Here is a 15,367-nt window from a genome sequence, read left to right as displayed (position 1 = left end):
TATCGCGGTGAATTAGTACGCCAAAAAGCCGTGGTCTGCTGGTGGGGCGATGCTGACTTCACCCCTCCCATAACAGACACCTGGCAGGGCGCCCAGGGCTGCTTGCTCAGACATGCGCCATCGGGGGCTTAAGGGGAGGTCAGCACGGCGTGGGCGCGGTACGTAATGGCGTCTGGTGGTGGGTCGTCATCAATAGGCACGACCTTGTAAGCGCCATTCTGGTAGCCGTACTGGGCTGGTGGCGGCCAGCTGGTAGGTGGGTAGGGCACGGGTTCATGGGCGATTTGCGCTCTCTGCCCAGGGGTCAGTTCAAGCGGCACCAGGTTGATGTGGATGTGCGTACGGTAAGCGTTGCGCGAAGGCAGCAAGAAATCCACCAAAAGAGCAGGGGGCGCCCAATCAAGCCACATCCAATCATCCAGGTGTGGTTCCACCTTTGCCGCGGTCAAGGCGTAAAGGGGGCTGACGCAGGCCACCACAATGGGTTTGTCACTGCGCCACAATATGCTGCGCGCTGGTGCGTGCGGCAGCCACGCTACCATGGCGCCCTGCCGGTACAGGGCGCAGTTGGCTGCTGTGGGGGTTGCACTGATATCCAGCGTATCTGTGGGACCATCGATGATGGCTGCACACCCACTACTGAGCAACACTAGACCTGACCACCAGGGGCGACAATAACGCAGGCAAACGCGGAGGAAAGGTGGGCAGGGGGTAACACGCATTGTTCAAAAACCGCCACACTATGAAAAAGGGCTATTAGGGACCAGGACAAGCAGACCCACATCATGGCATGATGGCGCTCAGATTGTGCAGGCTCAAGCCCAGCATCGCCAAGCACGGACATGGAGATGATCATGACGGACCACCCCACCCCCCTGGCGCTGCTCAGGAATGGACAAGGGCAAGCTTTCCTGCAGGTCACTTCACCCCCAGGCGCGGTCAAACCTTTGGCGGTGCGCCTTTCGGCCAGCGATGTGCAGGCTTTGCTGCAAAATGATGACAACACGGTTGCTGGCACAGCCCCTTTGCCAGATGGAGCCTGCGGCAAGGTGCAGGTGGAATACCGCCATGGTTACCTTAAGTTGTGGGTGCAGAGCGCGCTTCAAAGGGGCGTTTTGGAAGATTACGCCGTGCGTTTCCCTGTCAGCCGCGCTGCCCTGGATGAAACACTGCGCAAGCTCAACTTAATGGGGCAAAACTGATCTGGCACGCCACAAGCCATCAGCCCCACGGTGGCGAAGCTGCCATCCTTTGGGTGGACCGACTGCCAGGGCCCATCCAGTGGCTGAGGCGGCCCATGGCCTGAATCAGGCGCCAACGCCCCTGCTCCACCAGGGCGGCACTCAGCACGCCTGACATGAAGCAGCCACTGTCCAAACTCAGGCGCCAACCTTGCAGGCCAACCTGCTTGGTTATGCTGTGGCCATGAACCACAACCCAGTGTTCCCCCATGGCATAAGGCCCTTGATGTTTCAAAAAAGCATTCCTGATGGTGGTGCAGGCTGGTTTGAGCGCGGCTTGACTTGGTCCAGGCTGGCTGTGGCCACTCTGGAAAGCTTGCAGGGCGCTTTGAAGGGGTGTTGGGTCAGTTGGATCAACACCAGCATGGGCAAAATGCATGGTTCCCCATTCCCATGCAGGGTGCGTGTGGGTCAAAAGGGCTTGCCACGCTGAAGGTGGAAGACGCTGCGCAGCGGCCGCGCGCAGCTTGGCTGCCTCCAGGGGGTGGAGGGCACGCTGACCCACAGCATGGGCTAAGTTGGGCGGCAGTAGCCAACGCCCACCATGCTGGGCCCAGTTTTCCAACACACTGTCATTACCAGCCAACCAAGCCAGCATGGTGGTTTCATGGTTGCCCAGCAGCCATTGCCCTTTCCCTGCCTGGTGGCGGTTTTTCCAAGCTATTTCGAGGGTCGTCAGCGCTAAGGCAAGAGCACTGTCATCACCCCTGTCCACTAAATCCCCCAATATGACGAGTGTCGCATCAGGGCAGGCCATGTTGAACCACCCTAAAAGGGCGTCAAGCTGCAAGGCCATGCCGTGGACATCCCCAATGGCCATGACGGGGCCTGGAACGTGAAGGGGAGCGGCCATCCAAGGGCTGGCACGCACATGCACAGGGAAACTGTGGGAAGCTAAACTGACCAGACGGCAGTGCGCTTGCTGGGCATCGTGCTGAAGCTGCCTGAAATACGGCCCTTCCGGGCCTGACATGGTTTGTTGGGCCTGGGCCCACCCCAGCAACTGGTTTTCCAAGGCTCCAGGGACTGGTTGACCAGGACAGTCAAAAAAGCCTTCTGGTAGGACGCTGCAAGCTGCCTGGTCGCTGTTCATGGCTGGAAGGGTGGGGAGAACTGTTCCGCCATCGACTGTGGCCTGTTTGAAAGATTGAGGGTCACCCACCGCAGCAGAAGGCGGCGTATTTCATCAGCTTGGCCATCGCCATAGCCATGAGGTCCTCTGGGATCGCAGGGGGAAAAGCCTTTTTGCGCCCCAAGGAGGGTGCTGGTTTTGAGCTGAACCAAATGCACATGGCTTGAAAGCGTGTTGAGCTGCAGCAAAAGTGCAGAGGCACCCGCTGGGGGTGTGACGGGGCAATGGTCAGCCTGGTTGCTGACAATCAGCACAGGCCTGTCAGCGGCTGGCCAACCGTAATGGCCTTGGGGCTGGGGCAGGCTTGGCAAGTGGGCTAGGACTGTTTCTAGGCTTTCATGGGAACGGTGGGGGCGTGCGCTGTTTCTGGTCACAGGTTCCAACAAGGCTATGCCTGCCAAAGGAGCGCTGGAACTTGGGGGCGTGACCCCATGTGAACGCAGCCAGCCTTGCATGACCAAAGCATTCACAGCAGCCACTGTACCTTGGCTTTCACCAAGGGCGAAAACAGGTGCGTGGCATTGCGCCTTCAAAGCAGCCGCCTGCTTCAGAACCTGCATGCCGTAATCATGGCTGGCACGGTGGTTGCGCAGGCTGTGGCTGGCTGGCATGGCTACCACTGCCATGTGGTGCGCTTGGAACCAGCTTGCCTCACGCAGGATGAAATCCTGCTTTGGGCCTGGTTTCACAACCCCCATGCCCCCTGGCAACATCAGCAGCACAGCTTGAGGGCTGGCTGGAGCACAAGCCTCATGTTCCCCAGGCGTAGGCAGGCCCGCTGCCGCAGCAAAAATTGGTGCTGCCACTATCCCTACCCCTAAAAGCCCCCCCACAGCACAACGTAGAGCTTCCAGGAGTTTTTGCAGGGACTTGGCCGTCAAAGGGGCTTGCCGTCCGGGCCCAGCTTGACGGGCCCTGGCTCCAACAAGGAGCGGAAGCGCCGTGTCGCTTCAGCCTGTTGGGCCTGAGTAGGTTGGGCCACCACCTGCTGGCTGGGTGAGGTGGTGCCTTGGCCAGGTGTCTTCTTGTCGTGGCAGGCCCCCAAGCAGGCCAGCACAAACACCCCGGCAGCTGCCAAGGGCAGGCAGCCTTTAGTCAGCAGGTTCATCACTTGCCTGTTGGGTTGGTGGAGGCGCTTTTAGGGGCTGATGCTTGGCCTTTTTCGCGCGCTGCTAAGGCCTGGGCTTCCTTGGCAGCGGCGTCACGTTTTTGCACCAAAGGCCAGAGGACGGTCTCAATCGTGCCAGACGCCCGCGCAATGGCCGCTTCAGGCGTCAAGCTAACGGGAACAGGGCCCAGGTAACAGCTGATGTCACCAGCATGAACGCAAAGGGCGAAAGGCGTGTGGCGGTCGTTGATTTGTACCTGCACGTCATGGGGGGCCAGGCCAGCTTTAGCGATGATGTGGGCTGCAGCCTCCGCCTGCCTGTCCAAACGCAGGATCTCCGTTGCAGCACGGTCTGCAGCGATGTCCAGGTAAGGGGCAACAGCCATGTTGCGCGCCGCAATGGCATCGCAGATGTCAGGGGAGATGTCCTGCGAGCCGATGGCGGAAGGGAAGATCTCCGCAACGGAGCTGTCAGGGTGGTCATGGGCGAAGCGCAGGAAATCGTCCAGGGTCATGATGCCAAGAATCAGCCGCAACCCATGTTCAGGGGTCATGCGTGCTTCAGCTGTCGCATTGGAGACATCGTCACCCAAAGCAAGCGCAATGCGCCGCGCATGTTTGATGGCTGGCATGGCATCGCCCCGGAAACGCCCGAAGGTGCGGTCAAACAGCCCATTGATGACGGAGGAGGCATAGTCGGCGCAGCGTGCGTCTGGGTAGAGGGAGGCGAGCAGGCGCGAAGCGCGGCAAACGCGGGTCTCAAAGCCAATCAGCTTGAAAATGGGATCGGCGGCGCCATCACCTTCTGTGGTGGCTGAACCTTCATCGGTGAGTGAGGTGTCGGTGGCATCCGCCATGGTGGTTCCCTCCAAGGAAATGGCTGCGCCAGAAAGGGTGCGCCCCCTGGCAAGATGTTTGTGCGGCCTTGTTTACTGCCGTCCAGCATAGCGCAGCGAATAGGGGAGGAGAAGGCGACCGCCCCACCTCTATGCACAGGTGCACTGAAAAGGTTTGACAAAGTGGTGCAATTTGCCATTGTACCTTTAGCAGCCCATGCGCGCCACTAGTTGCGTTTGCCAGGTCTAGGCTTCCCCCATCTCAAGGCAAAGCCTGGAAAACAAACAAGTGGATGCTGGGTTGTATTCTCCTCTCCATCGACCCCTCGGAAGGGATCATCATGCGTAACATCCTTCGCTTTTCCGCCGTTGCCCTGTCTGCTGCCGCTCTGACGCTGGCCCCTGCTGCTTTCGCTCAGGAAGCGGCCCCGGCTGCCACCGCCCCGGTTGCTGCGCCTGCCCCTGCCGCTCCTGATGCAGCTGCCCCAAGTGCTGACCAGGCTGCCCCTGCTGCTGACGCCTCCTCAGAGGGTGCCGCACCTGCCCACAAGCACTGCAAGCACCACCGCAAGCATGCCAACAAGCACCACCGTAAGCACCACCACCACAAGAAGGCCGCTGCTGAACAGGCCGCCCCTGCTGACGCTGGCGCCGACCAGGCTGCCCCTGCCCAGAACTGAGGTTCAGGCCACAGGCGGTTTTAGCTGCCCTAAACACTTCAGTTGAAGTGTGGGTAGCTTAATGAAAAAGGCTTTCCTTCGGGGGAAAGCCTTTTTTCATGACGTGTTGAGCTAGCGCCCAACATCGTTGTTAACTGAATGCCCCTCCAGGGCCCTTTAGGGCTTTACGGTGTAGCGGAGGTGGCAAAGGGATCTGTGGCGCTGTTGACGGGCGTTGGCTGCAGTGCGCCTGTTTGAACGCAGCGCTTCATGGTAGCCAAAGCAGGGGAGAGGCCATCCTGGGGTATAAGCCATTTTTTAGCGCCGATGGTTTCAGTCATCTGCACAGAGGGGTTGTTGGAATCATCCTGCCCCAATTTGGCTAGTAGGTCCCAGAGCGCTTTGTGAGGATCGTTGAAATCCAGATTGACCAATGTATCGCTGTGCAATTGCATCAAGGTCAAGCTGACGGGAGCCGTATTAAGGTCTGCTGAATTATCCTTGGCAGGATCTGCTAGGCTGAAAGTCGCTTTCCCTGTCAGGGGAAGCTGATTGGTTTTCATATGCCAATCTGGATTCTGCTCCATGACTAGTCCCAAAACCAAGGTGGGGCCACTCCCTGCACTGATCATCAGCGGCACTGCACCCATAACCAGGGACAGGGCAGGGGCTGTTTTGTCGACATGCCCGTTTGAAAGAGCTGGCAACGTGGCAGACATAGCACAAACAGGCACAGCGTTCAGCCCTGGCATGGGCAATGGCATGGAGGTTAGCTTTTCTAGGTTGATCTGGGCGCTCACCACCGACCAGGCACCATGAACCTGCCCCTCCACCTTACCAGGGGTGCTGTCACCCATCAGGCTTTGCAAAGCGCTTGGGGCCGCTTCAGCTTTTGTAAAAGGGCAGAGCAGACCCGCCATGCTTAAAAGGGCGACCACGCCTGGGCGCACCCAGCGGCGTTTGTTTGGCTGAGCAGCGCGCTGGGCTGTGATGGGGTGCAGGCTTGGCATAGCGTGTCCCTTCTTTAGGTTTGGGCGGTTGGGTTGGGGCTTTTGTCAGCTTCAGCCAGCTTGGCCGTCACTTCTTCTGCAGCTTTTGGGTTAGCGGCAGCCAGAAGGTCACGGATTTCGCTCAGCAAGACTTCCTCTGTGCTGGGCTTGGGGGCTTCCTCAGGTTTGGCGGCCTGGTTGTTCATGATGCGTCCAATGATACGCATGAGCCAGAAAATGAAGAAGGCGATGATGAGGAACTGAATCAGCGCATTCAGGAAAAGGCCAATATTGAGCGTGATGGCGCCAGCTGCCTTTTCTGCCGCCAATGTGGGCAGACGCGGCCCTTTGAGCACGACATACAGGTTGGAGAAATCAATCCCCCCAGTCAGCACAGCGATGACGGGTGTGAGCAGGTTGGTGACTACAGAGTTGACAATGGCGGTGAAGGCCGCGCCCACCACCATACCAACGGCCATGTCCATGACATTGCCGCGCATAATAAATTTGCGGAAATCCCCCACCCAGCCAGGCATGTGGACCTGCTGCAAGCGCTTCTGGAGGTCATGGGCGTCATGCTCGATGGTCTGGGTGGCATCCTTAGGATGATTATTCATGGGCATTCCTCAAGTGAACGTGAAGGGTCAGCCAACAGCATTATGACTGCATGGGCAAATAAATGGCGGGGCGTGTTTGAAGCTGTTAGTGCACATGGCACCGCCTGAGGGAGTGGGCATTAAACTGTCCCTTTGGGGCCTTGGCGCCAATGGCGCACCAGCCGCCACAACAGGAAGCCTGCCATAACCACCACAATAATGGTCAGGATAACCCCAGTTTTCATGATCCACATCAGTAAATGTGATGAAAACAATGTTATGTCCTGCCCCATATGGGTCAATGTGTTGGCTGTGCCATTGGCTAGGCGCGCTAATAGCCAGAGCCCCAGATAGGCCCCCACCAGTACCAGCGCTACAATGCGTCCAAATGGTCCTGAAAGGTGGCGCCACACCCACAATGCCAAGGCGGCAACAACCGCCAGTCCAATCAATGGCCCCAGTGTCATGATGGTTTCTCCTCTGTAACAAAATCATATGATACGTAAGGGGGCACATGTTCAAGATTTGCCCTTGGGGCCTGGGGTCATGTCCAGCGTGAAGCCAGTGATGGACAAGGGCGCCATGCGCCCTGAAAGGTTGTGGGGCTTGACAGGTTGTTCCAAGGTGACTTGGTGGTTGTTATCAAAACGCCGCAGAAACGCTGCCATGGTTAATACGCTTCTGGGGTGCTAGGCTCTTAATAGAGTTCCCTTAAAATGAAAGGGTTCGTTTTTGTCTTTTACAACCTGTTTGATCGTCATGGCGGGCGGCGCTTTGGGAACGCTTGCGCGTTTTCTCGTCTCAGTGCTGACGGCTCCCTTGGACCGCCACTTGCCCTTGGGCACCATTGGAATCAACATCAGCGGCTGTTTCATCATTGGCATGGTTGGTGCGCTGGCCATGGCCAATACAGGTGGCAGTGGACGTTGGGCCCTTTCAGACCAGGCGCGCCTGTTCATTATGGTAGGGTTCTGTGGTGGTTACACCACCTTCTCCAGCCTCACCCTTCAAACGTTGGAACTGTTCAAGCATGGCGCGCTTGGCCGTGGGCTCATCAACCTCTTGGGCAGCGTTGTTCTGTGCATGTTGGCCGTGGCCTTGGGGGATCTTTGTGGGCAGCGCCTTAGTGCCGCCCTGCAGCCCCAGGAAGCCGAAGCCACATTGCAACAGGCGCAATGGCAGGCCCAACAACAGCGCACCACATCCCCTGGCCCTGTGTTGACGGGGCACCATATGCCCCACCCTGCCCACAAGGCGCCTCTACCCCAGGAGGGAGGTAAGCCATGAAAGCACAACCAGCCAGCCACCAGGCCAATGTCTGGGATGATTTGATAACGGAATTCCAAAGCCGCCTTGAAGCCCTCAAAACGGGCCCTGGCAAAGGTGAGCTGCCAGCATCCTGGCTGCCTGGCACAAATGGCCCCAAAGTGGCGGCAGACGCAGCTTCCCTGCGCACGGTGGTGCAGACCATGGATGAAGCCATCATTGGCCTGGCTAATTGGCGTGACCAGCGTTTGGATATGGAAGGCCTCTGACGCCTGTTTTTTGAACGGTTGGTTAAGTTTTCATTAATAAAATTCTCCCTCATCTCTGGCAGCGTAACTAGGAATGTGTTATCTGCTAGTTTCAGAGAATGACCTGCCTGTTGGCAAACAACGGGCATTCAACACCTGATGGGGATTGTGGTTATGGATTATCGTTTTCTGGTCACCGGTTCCAATACTGAGCTTGAAGCCAAAGTCAGCGAATTGCTGAAGGAAGGTTATGAGGTTGTCGGCCCAGGTCAGCTGGTGGTGCTGACCACAGCCCCTGACAACCAGAGCCAGGTTCATGTGCGTTTCACGCAGACGCTGATCAAGAAAGAGGCTTGATCCCTCCCAGCGCCTAGGCGCTGTGAACAGGAAGGCCAAGGCCCTGAACCAAAAGGTTCAGGGCTTTTTTGTGATTGGCGCACTGTGCCTTTAATCTTTGCCTGGTCAGCACCTGATCAACTGCCCCACTTGCCAATGGCCCCACAAGCCTGTGCAGCTAAAAACGCCCGACACCTTTCAAAAAAGCAGTTGGCACACCATTTCCTCAAGAAGGTTGTTGGCTTGCCTCCCTCCTCTCGGTTCAGGAGCACGTCATGCGGCCTGATTGAAGCCAGAATTGGGTTTTAAATTCCCCAGATCAAGAAGGCCGTTCTCACATCAGGTGGTTTCGGTTGCCATAACATGCAGGAGCGCACATGACGCAGATTGGCTGCCCTGGTTCCCCTTCCAGGCTTCCTCATCTTATTACCACCATTTCAGCGCGCAGACTCTTGATGCTGGCTGGCGCCGCCATGGTGGCCGCGCCTTGGAGCGCGTTGGCTGAACCAGCCACCAGCATTGCAAGCGCCCCTGCCACGGTCCGTGCCCCCCAGTCTGTGGTGGCTCCAGCCAATGTCAAAGCTCATTGCAATTGCTTGCCTGATTTTGTGAATATCGCCAAGGCAGCGCGCCCAGCGGTTGTCAGCCTCTCCGTCCACATGAAGGCGGACAGTGACACTATGGCTGGTGAGATGGGGCCCGAAAACCCCATGGGCGGCATGGGCATGTCGCCCTTCATGTTTCCTTTCCCCCCCTTTCCAGGCTTTCCCATGGGGCCCATGCAGGGCGAGCCTGCCCACCAAACCATAGAAGCCCGTGGTTCTGGCTTCCTGGTTTCACCTGATGGTTACATCGTCACCAACAACCATGTTGTGAACGGCGCAGAGCGCATCACGGTGAAATTGGCTGATGGCTCCATCCTGCCAGGCACGCTGGTGGGCCATGACGACAAAACCGATCTGGCGCTTGTCCGCATCCACGCTGGTCATGCCCTGCCATGGCTGGAGCTGGGCGATTCAGATGACGTGCAGCCAGGGCAGTGGGTGGCAGCCATTGGCAACCCCTTGGGTTTTGGCGGCACCATCACGGCTGGCATCGTCTCCGCCTTGGGGCGTGACCTCCATTTGGGGCGCTACAATGATTTCATCCAGGTGGATGCCCCCATTAACCAGGGCAACTCTGGTGGCCCTCTTATTACGTTGAATGGCAAGGTAGCTGGCGTCAACGCGCTGATCGTCTCCTCCAATGGTGGTGGGTCGATTGGGCTGGGTTTTGCTATCCCCTCCAACACAGTGCGCACGGTGGTGGAGCAGCTCAAACGCACTGGCCATGTGGTGCGCGGCTATTTGGGTGTGGCAACGCAGCCAGTATCTGGGGCCATCGCACAGGCACTGGGCATGCCACTGGCCCCAGGCGCGATGCCTAAGGGGGCCTTGATCAGCATGGTGGTGCCTTCAAGCCCTGCTGCCAAGGCGGGGCTGAAAAGTGGTGACCTTATCCTCAGCATCAACAACCACATGGTGCAGTCCCCCCACGATTTGACTGTGAAGGTTACAGCCCTGAAGCCAGGCAGCAAAGCCATGCTCAGTGTGTGGCGTGCCGGCACCCACCGCGATGTGGCCTTTGAGGTGGGTCTGCCCCCCAACAACCATGTGGACACTGAAGGTTCAGGTAAAATGAAGGTTGGGGGCCAGGGCAAGCTGGGCTTCGGCTTGGCGCCCCTTTCGGCCCTTAACAGGCAGCAACTGGGGCTGAACTCATCAATCAATGGCGCTGTCGTGGCTGAGGTGGCACCGAACAGCCCGGCCCAACATGCTGGCATCCAGGCTGGCGATGTCATCATCAGCGTGGGGGAAACCCCAACTCCAACCCTGGCGGCTGTGGTGGAAGGCATCCAGAAAGCCCTGGCGCGCCACCAACCAGCCTTGCTGCAGATTGTCCGCGACCATGAAACGCTCTTTGTCGCCGTTTCACCCAGCAGCGTTCAGGAAGATGACCCTGAAAGTGGCCCCTAATTGCTGAACGGGCCAGGCCTTGCCAGCAGGCAGGCCTGGTTGCAGGCATTTAGGTGCTCCACAGGGCCAGGGCTGGCGCAGTTGTTTAGAAACCGCCCCAGCCCATGTGGCGTGCACACCCCCTGAAAGCCGTCATGGCTTGCGCAGCGCCATTAAGCGGCACGGAACTACTTTCTGAGAGGGGCTGAGCGCTTTCAGACTGCATGGTGATGTGTATAGTCGCCACAGGCGCCTGCGACAGGGCCTTGAGAAGCGCAGGCGCCCCATTGGCAGCTGGCTGGGCCACCACAATATGGTCATCGCCGACTTTGGCAGGCCAGCTCTGGCTATAGGGGCCAGCCTGCACTGTCAGTGTGCCTGTGGGTGCTTTCTCCTCCCCCTCATCCTTTCCATGAAGGGGGGGCAGCAAAGCCCAGTTGCCGTTGGCCACCCTCACCTCCAAATGGCGGTGGTCAAATTGCAGCATCAAGGTGGTGCTCGCCAGGCTGGGATCTGCTGAGCCAGCCATGCACATCAACAACGCCCTTTCATGAGGGGGTTTGTTAGGCGTGCTCTTATCTAAAAGGCGGAAGGTCATCCAGTGGCCTTGCTGGGCCTCTAGCACAGTTTGCAGATGGGGCACCTGCAAAGGCATGATTTCCCCTGCGGCATGGGCTGGCTGGAGCACAGCAGGCACTAGAAAAGCTAACAGCAGGAGCAGGGGTCCTCCTGGCACCTTTGATGGTCCATCAATCTGGCTGGACAGGTGGGGCATCGTCAAAAGTCACCGTCAAAAGCATTGAGCAAAGCCTGGACGTCTTGGGGTCGCGTGTAAAAGCTGGTGACGAAACGCACCATGATGTCATCTTGGCCTTGGCGCTGGGGACTTTGAATAAAAGGCGGCACGGGGAAGCGATAGAAGCTGAACCCCTGTTCAGCCAGCTTGTTGGCAAGCTGCGTTGGCATAACAACGAATAGCTCGTCACTTTCAGTAGCGAAAGGCAGCTTCAAGCCACGTTCAGTGGAGCGCTTGTCCAACCCTGCGCGCAATTGGCGTGCCATTTGGTTGGCATGGGCGCCATTGGCCAGCCAACGGGGCATGGCTGTGTGCCCATCCTCCAGCAGGGCCAGCAACTGAGCAGACAGGTAGCGCCCTTTAGACCACAAATGCCCAGAACGCTTCACCTGCCTGCGCATGGAGGCGACAGCGCGTTCAACCTGGCTGTGGGCTGGGCTTTGGGGGTTGAGGAAAAACACGATGGCTTCCGCCGCCATGGCGCCAGCCTTGGTGCCGCCAAACACCAGAACGTCCACCCCTGCCCCCCATGTGGCTTCCGCCAAGGTGGTGGCAGGGTGGCGCGTTTTCAGATGGGCCAGGGCGTTGCCCAAACGCGCGCCGTCCAGATGAACGGCCAAGTCACCTTCATGCGCTGTTGCGCAAAGCGCCTGCAGCTGCGTTGGGGTGTAGACAGTGCCCCATTCCGTTGCTTGCGTTAGGGAAAGCGCCTGGTAGGGAGGGGCCAGAACGCCTTTGGCTTTGTTATGCTCCATGGCCGTTTTCAAAGCGGCTGGGTCCATGCGGCCATCATGGGACGGGAGGGGATAGATTTTGCTCCCCCCTGTGAAAAATTCAGGCGCCCCCCCCTCGTCATTATCAATGTGGGCTGCCCCGTCACACACCACGCTGCCCCAGGGCTGAACCAGGCTGGCCAGGCTCAAGGCATTGGCTGCCGTTCCAGTGGTGGCTGTGAACACGGCCACATCGATGCCAAAAGCTTGGCGGAACTTTTCCTCAAGCGCGCTCCCCAACGGATCAAGACCATAGGGGGTGGCATTGCCTTGGTTGGCTGCCACCATGGCTGCCATGACGGCTTCGTCCACAGGGGCAACGTTATCGCTTGTGAAATCTTTGCGGACTGTCCCTTCAGCGTAGAGGGTGTCGGGGGTGGGTTTGGTCGCCAGTGCCGCTGCCATGATGGTGTCCTGATGCGCTGTCAAAGTTTTGAAATTGTGAAAATAATCTAAAAAGCGTTATGAACTGGGGAAATCCCCAATGCTCCAGAGTGCCGCATCATGACTGACCGCACCCCTATCATGCCATCACCAGCCCCTGCCGGCAATTCGTCGGGGGCTTCAAGGGTGCCTGGCCATGAGGATTCCCAGCCCTCTTTCATTATCCCCCAGTCTGAAGGCGCTGCCTTGATTGATGGCAAAAGCTATGGCCAGGCCTTGCAAGCGCGCGTCAAAGGGGCTGTGGCGGCCATGAAGCAAGCAGGGCAGGGGGTACCTGGCCTGGCTGTTATTCTTGTGGGCAATGATCCGGCTTCAGAGGTCTATGTGCGCCACAAGGAAGCCGCCACAATCGCTGCTGGCATGACTTCCTGGAAGCATGTTTTGGAGGCGGACACCCCTGAGGAGGATCTGTACGCCCTTATCGAACGACTGAACGCTGATCCAGTGGTCAATGGCATTCTACTGCAGTTGCCCCTGCCGCCCCACATGGACCCTTTGCGTTTGCTGGGCGCCATCGCCCCTGAAAAGGACGTTGACGGGCTGGGCGCCCTTAATGCAGGGCGCTTGGCTGTGGCGCAGCGTGAAAACCAAAACCCTGAAGGGATTGTGCCGTGCACGCCTTTGGGCTGCCTCTATCTCATCAAGGCGGCGCAGGCTCACCTGACTGGCCATGAAAGCTTGACGGGCCTTCACGCGGTCATGGTGGGCGCCTCCCCCCTGGTGGGGCGTCCCATGGCACAGCTTTTGATGCAGCAGGGCTGCACGGTGACGTTGGTGCAGAAGACCTCACGCCATGTTCCTGAACTGTGCCGCCAGGCAGATATTCTGGTGGTGGCCACAGGGGTTCCACGCCTGGTCAAAGGTGATTGGGTGAAGGAAGGGGCCATTGTGATTGATGTCGGCATCAATCGCGTTCAGCGCACGGAGGCGGAGATGGCCAACGCGCGTGCTGAACAAGGGGAAAAGGCCAAGCCAACCCATTTGGTGGGAGATGTGGACATGGCTGGCGCCCGTCTGCGCGCTGGGGCCATCACCCCAGTGCCTGGCGGGGTTGGCCCTATGACCATAGCCTGCCTGCTGTCCAACACCCTTGAAGCCACCGCTTGGCAAAAGGGCTTGCGCGAAAACATGCAGGGGAGCTTCGGCGCCTGAAGCAACAGGACCTCACCATAGCTGAGCGTGGCAGTTGGCAAGCCTTGGGGCAATGGTTCCTGGCGAAGCTCAACGCTTTTCTGCTGCCCCCCTCACAGCAACAGACAGAACGCAAGCAAGCCCTTGAGGATATGTGGCATGGCGCTACCACATTACTGCGCTTGGCGCTGGACAATGCGCCTGCAGCAGGCTGGCGTGGGTGCTTTGACCTCCAGGCGGACCTTGGCACGGGTAGCCCAGCAGCTTTGGTGCAGCTCACTGCGCCTGGCGGTTCAACAGTGGGGGCATGGCTGCAAGGCGGGTTGACCTTGTGTCCAGAAAGCAACCCAGGCCTTGGTCCTCCCCCTGTGCGTGGTCCCTTTGACCCTGGGCCGCAAGGATGGCCTTGGCTTGCTTTGGTTGAAACAGCCATGGTGGGGGAACCTGCCCTCATCATGGACGGCCATGGAACGCTTTGGCGTCCCTATGCGCTTGATGGCACAGCCCAGACCTATGGCTGGGAAAGTCTCACCCCTTGCGCCTGCAAGCGCCGCCCTGGTTTTGAGCCATTGCGCTTCATTCTGGCCCCACCTCTTGAACATGCCTCAAGCCAGGCCGTGTGGCAGGCGCTGCCGTTGTCCTCCCAGGCCAAGCCTTTAGATGCGCACGGGGTAGCTGAGACCCTGTGGAGCCAACTCACCCAAACCGCTTTGAGCAAGGTCCAGCCATCAGCTTCCCCGGCTGGGGCGTGATGAAGCGCCAATGCCATCAAGGATTGCCAAGGTGGAAGCATCAAGGGTGATGTCAGCTGCGGCCAGGTTTTGCCTAAGATGCGCAAGGGAGGAGGTACCAGGAATCAGCAAAATGTTGGGAGAACGCTGCAACAGCCACGCCAAGGCCAGTTGATGGGGCGTGTGGCCCAATTTCTGTGCCAAAGCGCTCAAAGCGTCTGATTGGATGGGCGTGAAGCCACCTAGTGGGAAAAAGGGGACGTACGGCACCTGGCGTTCGGCCAGTTCATCAATCAAGCGGTCATCAGCGTGCTGAACAAGGTTGTAGTGGTTCTGCACACAAGCAATGGGCATAATGGTGAAACCTTCCCTGACTTGGTCATGGGTGACGTTGCTCAGCCCAACATGCTTGACCAAGCCGCGCTGCACCAGTTGCGCCAAAGCTTCCAACTGGGGCCGCAAGGAACCAGGCGCTGGTTGGAACATGTCAAACATCGCGCGCAGGTTGACGACCTCAAGCACATCCAGGCCAAGATTGCGCAGGTTGTCTTCTACAGCTGCCGTAATTTCCCCAGGGCTTTGGGCAGGTAGCCAGGCGCCTTTTGCGTCCCGCCGGGCACCCACTTTGGTGACCAAGGTCAAATCAGCGGGATAAGGCGCAAGGGCTTCCCGGATGATGTCATTGACGATGTGCGGTCCATAGAAATCGCTAGTGTCGATGTGGTTGACACCAAGCTCCAAGGCTTCACGCAGCACTTCTACGCATTGGGCGCGGTTGGCTGGGGGACCGAAGACGCCTGGGCCTGCAAGCTGCATCGCCCCGTAGCCCATGCGGTTTACCTCATGGCCTGCCAAGAAATAAGTTTTGCTGAAAGTCATGGAATTGGCCTTTATAAGATTATCAAGAAAATTTTAGAACCCCATGATAACAAACAAAAATCATTGTGAATACGTGATTCCCTAAGTGTGGGGGCAGGCAAAGCGGGGCTTGCCAGGGCAGCGCTGCTGTGCAATTGGTGCAAAACCTTGAAATGACCGATTGGTCACCATCCAGACGGTTTCCCGCCCATCACCAGAGCAGGATGCG

Annotated in this window: 19 protein-coding genes and 1 pseudogene; 8 read left to right on the top strand and 12 right to left on the bottom strand. The window is 58.4% G+C overall.

Features of this window, described 5'->3' with window-relative positions; translation table 11 throughout:
• Positions 1 to 128: 128 nt before the first annotated feature.
• Positions 129 to 650, bottom strand: a complete 522-nt coding sequence (locus E3E12_RS02120; RefSeq protein ID WP_141442853.1) for a hypothetical protein — start codon at positions 648 to 650, stop codon at positions 129 to 131.
• A gap of 204 nt (positions 651 to 854) precedes the next feature.
• Between E3E12_RS02120 and E3E12_RS02115 the strand changes: the two genes are divergently transcribed.
• A complete protein-coding gene (locus E3E12_RS02115; RefSeq protein ID WP_141442852.1) occupies positions 855 to 1,202 on the top strand; it encodes a hypothetical protein in 348 nt (115 codons plus the stop codon).
• Between the two features lie 19 nt (positions 1,203 to 1,221).
• On the opposite strand, the gene E3E12_RS02110 is transcribed toward E3E12_RS02115, so the two are convergent.
• From E3E12_RS02110 to E3E12_RS02095, 4 genes are all read right to left on the bottom strand, one after another.
• On the bottom strand, positions 1,222 to 2,214 hold the full coding sequence (locus E3E12_RS02110; RefSeq protein WP_168194351.1) for a metallophosphoesterase: 993 nt from the start codon (positions 2,212 to 2,214) through the stop codon (positions 1,222 to 1,224).
• Between the two features lie 116 nt (positions 2,215 to 2,330).
• Positions 2,331 to 3,062, bottom strand: a complete 732-nt coding sequence (locus tag E3E12_RS02105) for an alpha/beta fold hydrolase (RefSeq protein WP_149498215.1) — start codon at positions 3,060 to 3,062, stop codon at positions 2,331 to 2,333.
• 188 nt (positions 3,063 to 3,250) lie between these two features.
• Positions 3,251 to 3,481 carry a hypothetical protein gene (locus E3E12_RS02100; protein ID WP_141442849.1) on the bottom strand — a complete coding sequence of 77 codons (231 nt, stop codon included), beginning with the start codon at positions 3,479 to 3,481 and terminating at the stop codon, positions 3,251 to 3,253.
• The gene (locus E3E12_RS02095) at positions 3,481 to 4,338 is read right to left on the bottom strand and encodes a hypothetical protein (RefSeq protein ID WP_141442848.1); all 858 of its coding nucleotides are present in this window, start codon (positions 4,336 to 4,338) and stop codon (positions 3,481 to 3,483) included. The genes E3E12_RS02100 and E3E12_RS02095 overlap by 1 nt, the downstream gene beginning before the upstream one ends.
• Before the next feature lie 320 nt (positions 4,339 to 4,658).
• On the opposite strand from E3E12_RS02095, the gene E3E12_RS02090 reads away from it, so the two are divergent.
• On the top strand, positions 4,659 to 4,997 hold the full coding sequence (locus E3E12_RS02090; protein ID WP_141442847.1) for a hypothetical protein: 339 nt from the start codon (positions 4,659 to 4,661) through the stop codon (positions 4,995 to 4,997).
• A 164-nt stretch (positions 4,998 to 5,161) separates the two neighbouring features.
• Here E3E12_RS02090 and E3E12_RS02085 read toward each other — a convergent pair whose 3' ends face one another.
• From E3E12_RS02085 to E3E12_RS08765, 4 genes are all read right to left on the bottom strand, one after another.
• On the bottom strand, positions 5,162 to 5,986 hold the full coding sequence (locus E3E12_RS02085) for a hypothetical protein (protein ID WP_149498213.1): 825 nt from the start codon (positions 5,984 to 5,986) through the stop codon (positions 5,162 to 5,164).
• 14 nt (positions 5,987 to 6,000) lie between these two features.
• Entirely contained in the window at positions 6,001 to 6,501 is a 501-nt protein-coding gene (gene mscL / locus E3E12_RS02080) for a large-conductance mechanosensitive channel protein MscL (protein WP_240810585.1), read from the bottom strand.
• Positions 6,502 to 6,701: 200 nt separating this feature from the next.
• Positions 6,702 to 7,028 carry a DUF4175 domain-containing protein gene (locus E3E12_RS02075; protein WP_141442844.1) on the bottom strand — a complete coding sequence of 109 codons (327 nt, stop codon included), beginning with the start codon at positions 7,026 to 7,028 and terminating at the stop codon, positions 6,702 to 6,704.
• A gap of 51 nt (positions 7,029 to 7,079) precedes the next feature.
• A complete protein-coding gene (locus tag E3E12_RS08765) occupies positions 7,080 to 7,229 on the bottom strand; it encodes a hypothetical protein (RefSeq protein WP_168194350.1) in 150 nt (49 codons plus the stop codon).
• Between the two features lie 64 nt (positions 7,230 to 7,293).
• On the opposite strand from E3E12_RS08765, the pseudogene crcB reads away from it, so the two are divergent.
• From crcB to E3E12_RS02055, 4 genes and pseudogenes are all read left to right on the top strand, one after another.
• Positions 7,294 to 7,734: pseudogene (crcB, locus tag E3E12_RS02070) on the top strand (fluoride efflux transporter CrcB); the annotation flags it as partial.
• A 110-nt stretch (positions 7,735 to 7,844) separates the two neighbouring features.
• On the top strand, positions 7,845 to 8,096 hold the full coding sequence (locus E3E12_RS02065; RefSeq protein ID WP_141442842.1) for a hypothetical protein: 252 nt from the start codon (positions 7,845 to 7,847) through the stop codon (positions 8,094 to 8,096).
• A gap of 153 nt (positions 8,097 to 8,249) precedes the next feature.
• On the top strand, positions 8,250 to 8,432 hold the full coding sequence (locus tag E3E12_RS02060) for a DUF1737 domain-containing protein (RefSeq protein WP_168194349.1): 183 nt from the start codon (positions 8,250 to 8,252) through the stop codon (positions 8,430 to 8,432).
• Positions 8,433 to 8,788: 356 nt separating this feature from the next.
• Positions 8,789 to 10,426, top strand: a complete 1,638-nt coding sequence (locus E3E12_RS02055; protein ID WP_240810542.1) for a Do family serine endopeptidase — start codon at positions 8,789 to 8,791, stop codon at positions 10,424 to 10,426.
• 85 nt (positions 10,427 to 10,511) lie between these two features.
• Here the strand turns inward: E3E12_RS02055 and E3E12_RS02050 are convergent, their stop codons facing one another.
• Together E3E12_RS02050 and E3E12_RS02045 are read right to left on the bottom strand one after the other, a co-directional pair.
• The gene (locus tag E3E12_RS02050) at positions 10,512 to 11,186 is read right to left on the bottom strand and encodes a hypothetical protein (protein ID WP_141442840.1); all 675 of its coding nucleotides are present in this window, start codon (positions 11,184 to 11,186) and stop codon (positions 10,512 to 10,514) included.
• Entirely contained in the window at positions 11,183 to 12,379 is a 1,197-nt protein-coding gene (locus E3E12_RS02045; protein WP_141442839.1) for a threonine aldolase family protein, read from the bottom strand. The genes E3E12_RS02050 and E3E12_RS02045 overlap by 4 nt, the downstream gene beginning before the upstream one ends.
• A 99-nt stretch (positions 12,380 to 12,478) precedes the next feature.
• Between E3E12_RS02045 and E3E12_RS02040 the strand changes: the two genes are divergently transcribed.
• Together E3E12_RS02040 and E3E12_RS02035 are read left to right on the top strand one after the other, a co-directional pair.
• A complete protein-coding gene (locus E3E12_RS02040; protein ID WP_240810541.1) occupies positions 12,479 to 13,570 on the top strand; it encodes a bifunctional 5,10-methylenetetrahydrofolate dehydrogenase/5,10-methenyltetrahydrofolate cyclohydrolase in 1,092 nt (363 codons plus the stop codon).
• Positions 13,571 to 13,614: 44 nt separating this feature from the next.
• Positions 13,615 to 14,301, top strand: coding sequence for a hypothetical protein (locus E3E12_RS02035; RefSeq protein ID WP_141442838.1), 687 nt, complete (start codon positions 13,615 to 13,617; stop codon positions 14,299 to 14,301).
• Here E3E12_RS02035 and E3E12_RS02030 read toward each other — a convergent pair.
• Entirely contained in the window at positions 14,278 to 15,159 is an 882-nt protein-coding gene (locus E3E12_RS02030) for an oxidoreductase (RefSeq protein WP_141442837.1), read from the bottom strand. The two genes, E3E12_RS02035 and E3E12_RS02030, sit on opposite strands and share 24 nt — an antisense overlap.
• Positions 15,160 to 15,367 lie beyond the last annotated feature (208 nt).

This window comes from Formicincola oecophyllae (assembly GCF_006542395.2).
GTDB lineage: Bacteria > Pseudomonadota > Alphaproteobacteria > Acetobacterales > Acetobacteraceae > Formicincola > Formicincola oecophyllae.
Note: the sequence above shows the minus strand (reverse complement) of the source record. Positions and strands in the feature narration are given on the sequence as shown.

What these genes read in the sequence shown, in the direction of transcription:
- E3E12_RS02115 (WP_141442852.1), top strand. Translation starts at nt 855, where the DNA reads ATGACGGACCACCCCACCCCCCTGGCGCTGCTCAGGAATGGACAAGGG.
- E3E12_RS02110 (WP_168194351.1), bottom strand. Translation starts at nt 2,214, where the DNA reads ATGTCAGGCCCGGAAGGGCCGTATTTCAGGCAGCTTCAGCACGATGCC.
- E3E12_RS02100 (WP_141442849.1), bottom strand. Translation starts at nt 3,481, where the DNA reads ATGAACCTGCTGACTAAAGGCTGCCTGCCCTTGGCAGCTGCCGGGGTG.
- E3E12_RS02095 (WP_141442848.1), bottom strand. Translation starts at nt 4,338, where the DNA reads ATGGCGGATGCCACCGACACCTCACTCACCGATGAAGGTTCAGCCACC.
- E3E12_RS02090 (WP_141442847.1), top strand. Translation starts at nt 4,659, where the DNA reads ATGCGTAACATCCTTCGCTTTTCCGCCGTTGCCCTGTCTGCTGCCGCT.
- E3E12_RS02085 (WP_149498213.1), bottom strand. Translation starts at nt 5,986, where the DNA reads ATGCCAAGCCTGCACCCCATCACAGCCCAGCGCGCTGCTCAGCCAAAC.
- mscL (WP_240810585.1), bottom strand. Translation starts at nt 6,501, where the DNA reads ATGCCTGGCTGGGTGGGGGATTTCCGCAAATTTATTATGCGCGGCAAT.
- E3E12_RS02075 (WP_141442844.1), bottom strand. Translation starts at nt 7,028, where the DNA reads ATGACACTGGGGCCATTGATTGGACTGGCGGTTGTTGCCGCCTTGGCA.
- E3E12_RS08765 (WP_168194350.1), bottom strand. Translation starts at nt 7,229, where the DNA reads ATGGCAGCGTTTCTGCGGCGTTTTGATAACAACCACCAAGTCACCTTG.
- E3E12_RS02065 (WP_141442842.1), top strand. Translation starts at nt 7,845, where the DNA reads ATGAAAGCACAACCAGCCAGCCACCAGGCCAATGTCTGGGATGATTTG.
- E3E12_RS02060 (WP_168194349.1), top strand. Translation starts at nt 8,250, where the DNA reads ATGGATTATCGTTTTCTGGTCACCGGTTCCAATACTGAGCTTGAAGCC.
- E3E12_RS02055 (WP_240810542.1), top strand. Translation starts at nt 8,789, where the DNA reads ATGACGCAGATTGGCTGCCCTGGTTCCCCTTCCAGGCTTCCTCATCTT.
- E3E12_RS02045 (WP_141442839.1), bottom strand. Translation starts at nt 12,379, where the DNA reads ATGGCAGCGGCACTGGCGACCAAACCCACCCCCGACACCCTCTACGCT.
- E3E12_RS02040 (WP_240810541.1), top strand. Translation starts at nt 12,479, where the DNA reads ATGACTGACCGCACCCCTATCATGCCATCACCAGCCCCTGCCGGCAAT.
- E3E12_RS02030 (WP_141442837.1), bottom strand. Translation starts at nt 15,159, where the DNA reads ATGACTTTCAGCAAAACTTATTTCTTGGCAGGCCATGAGGTAAACCGC.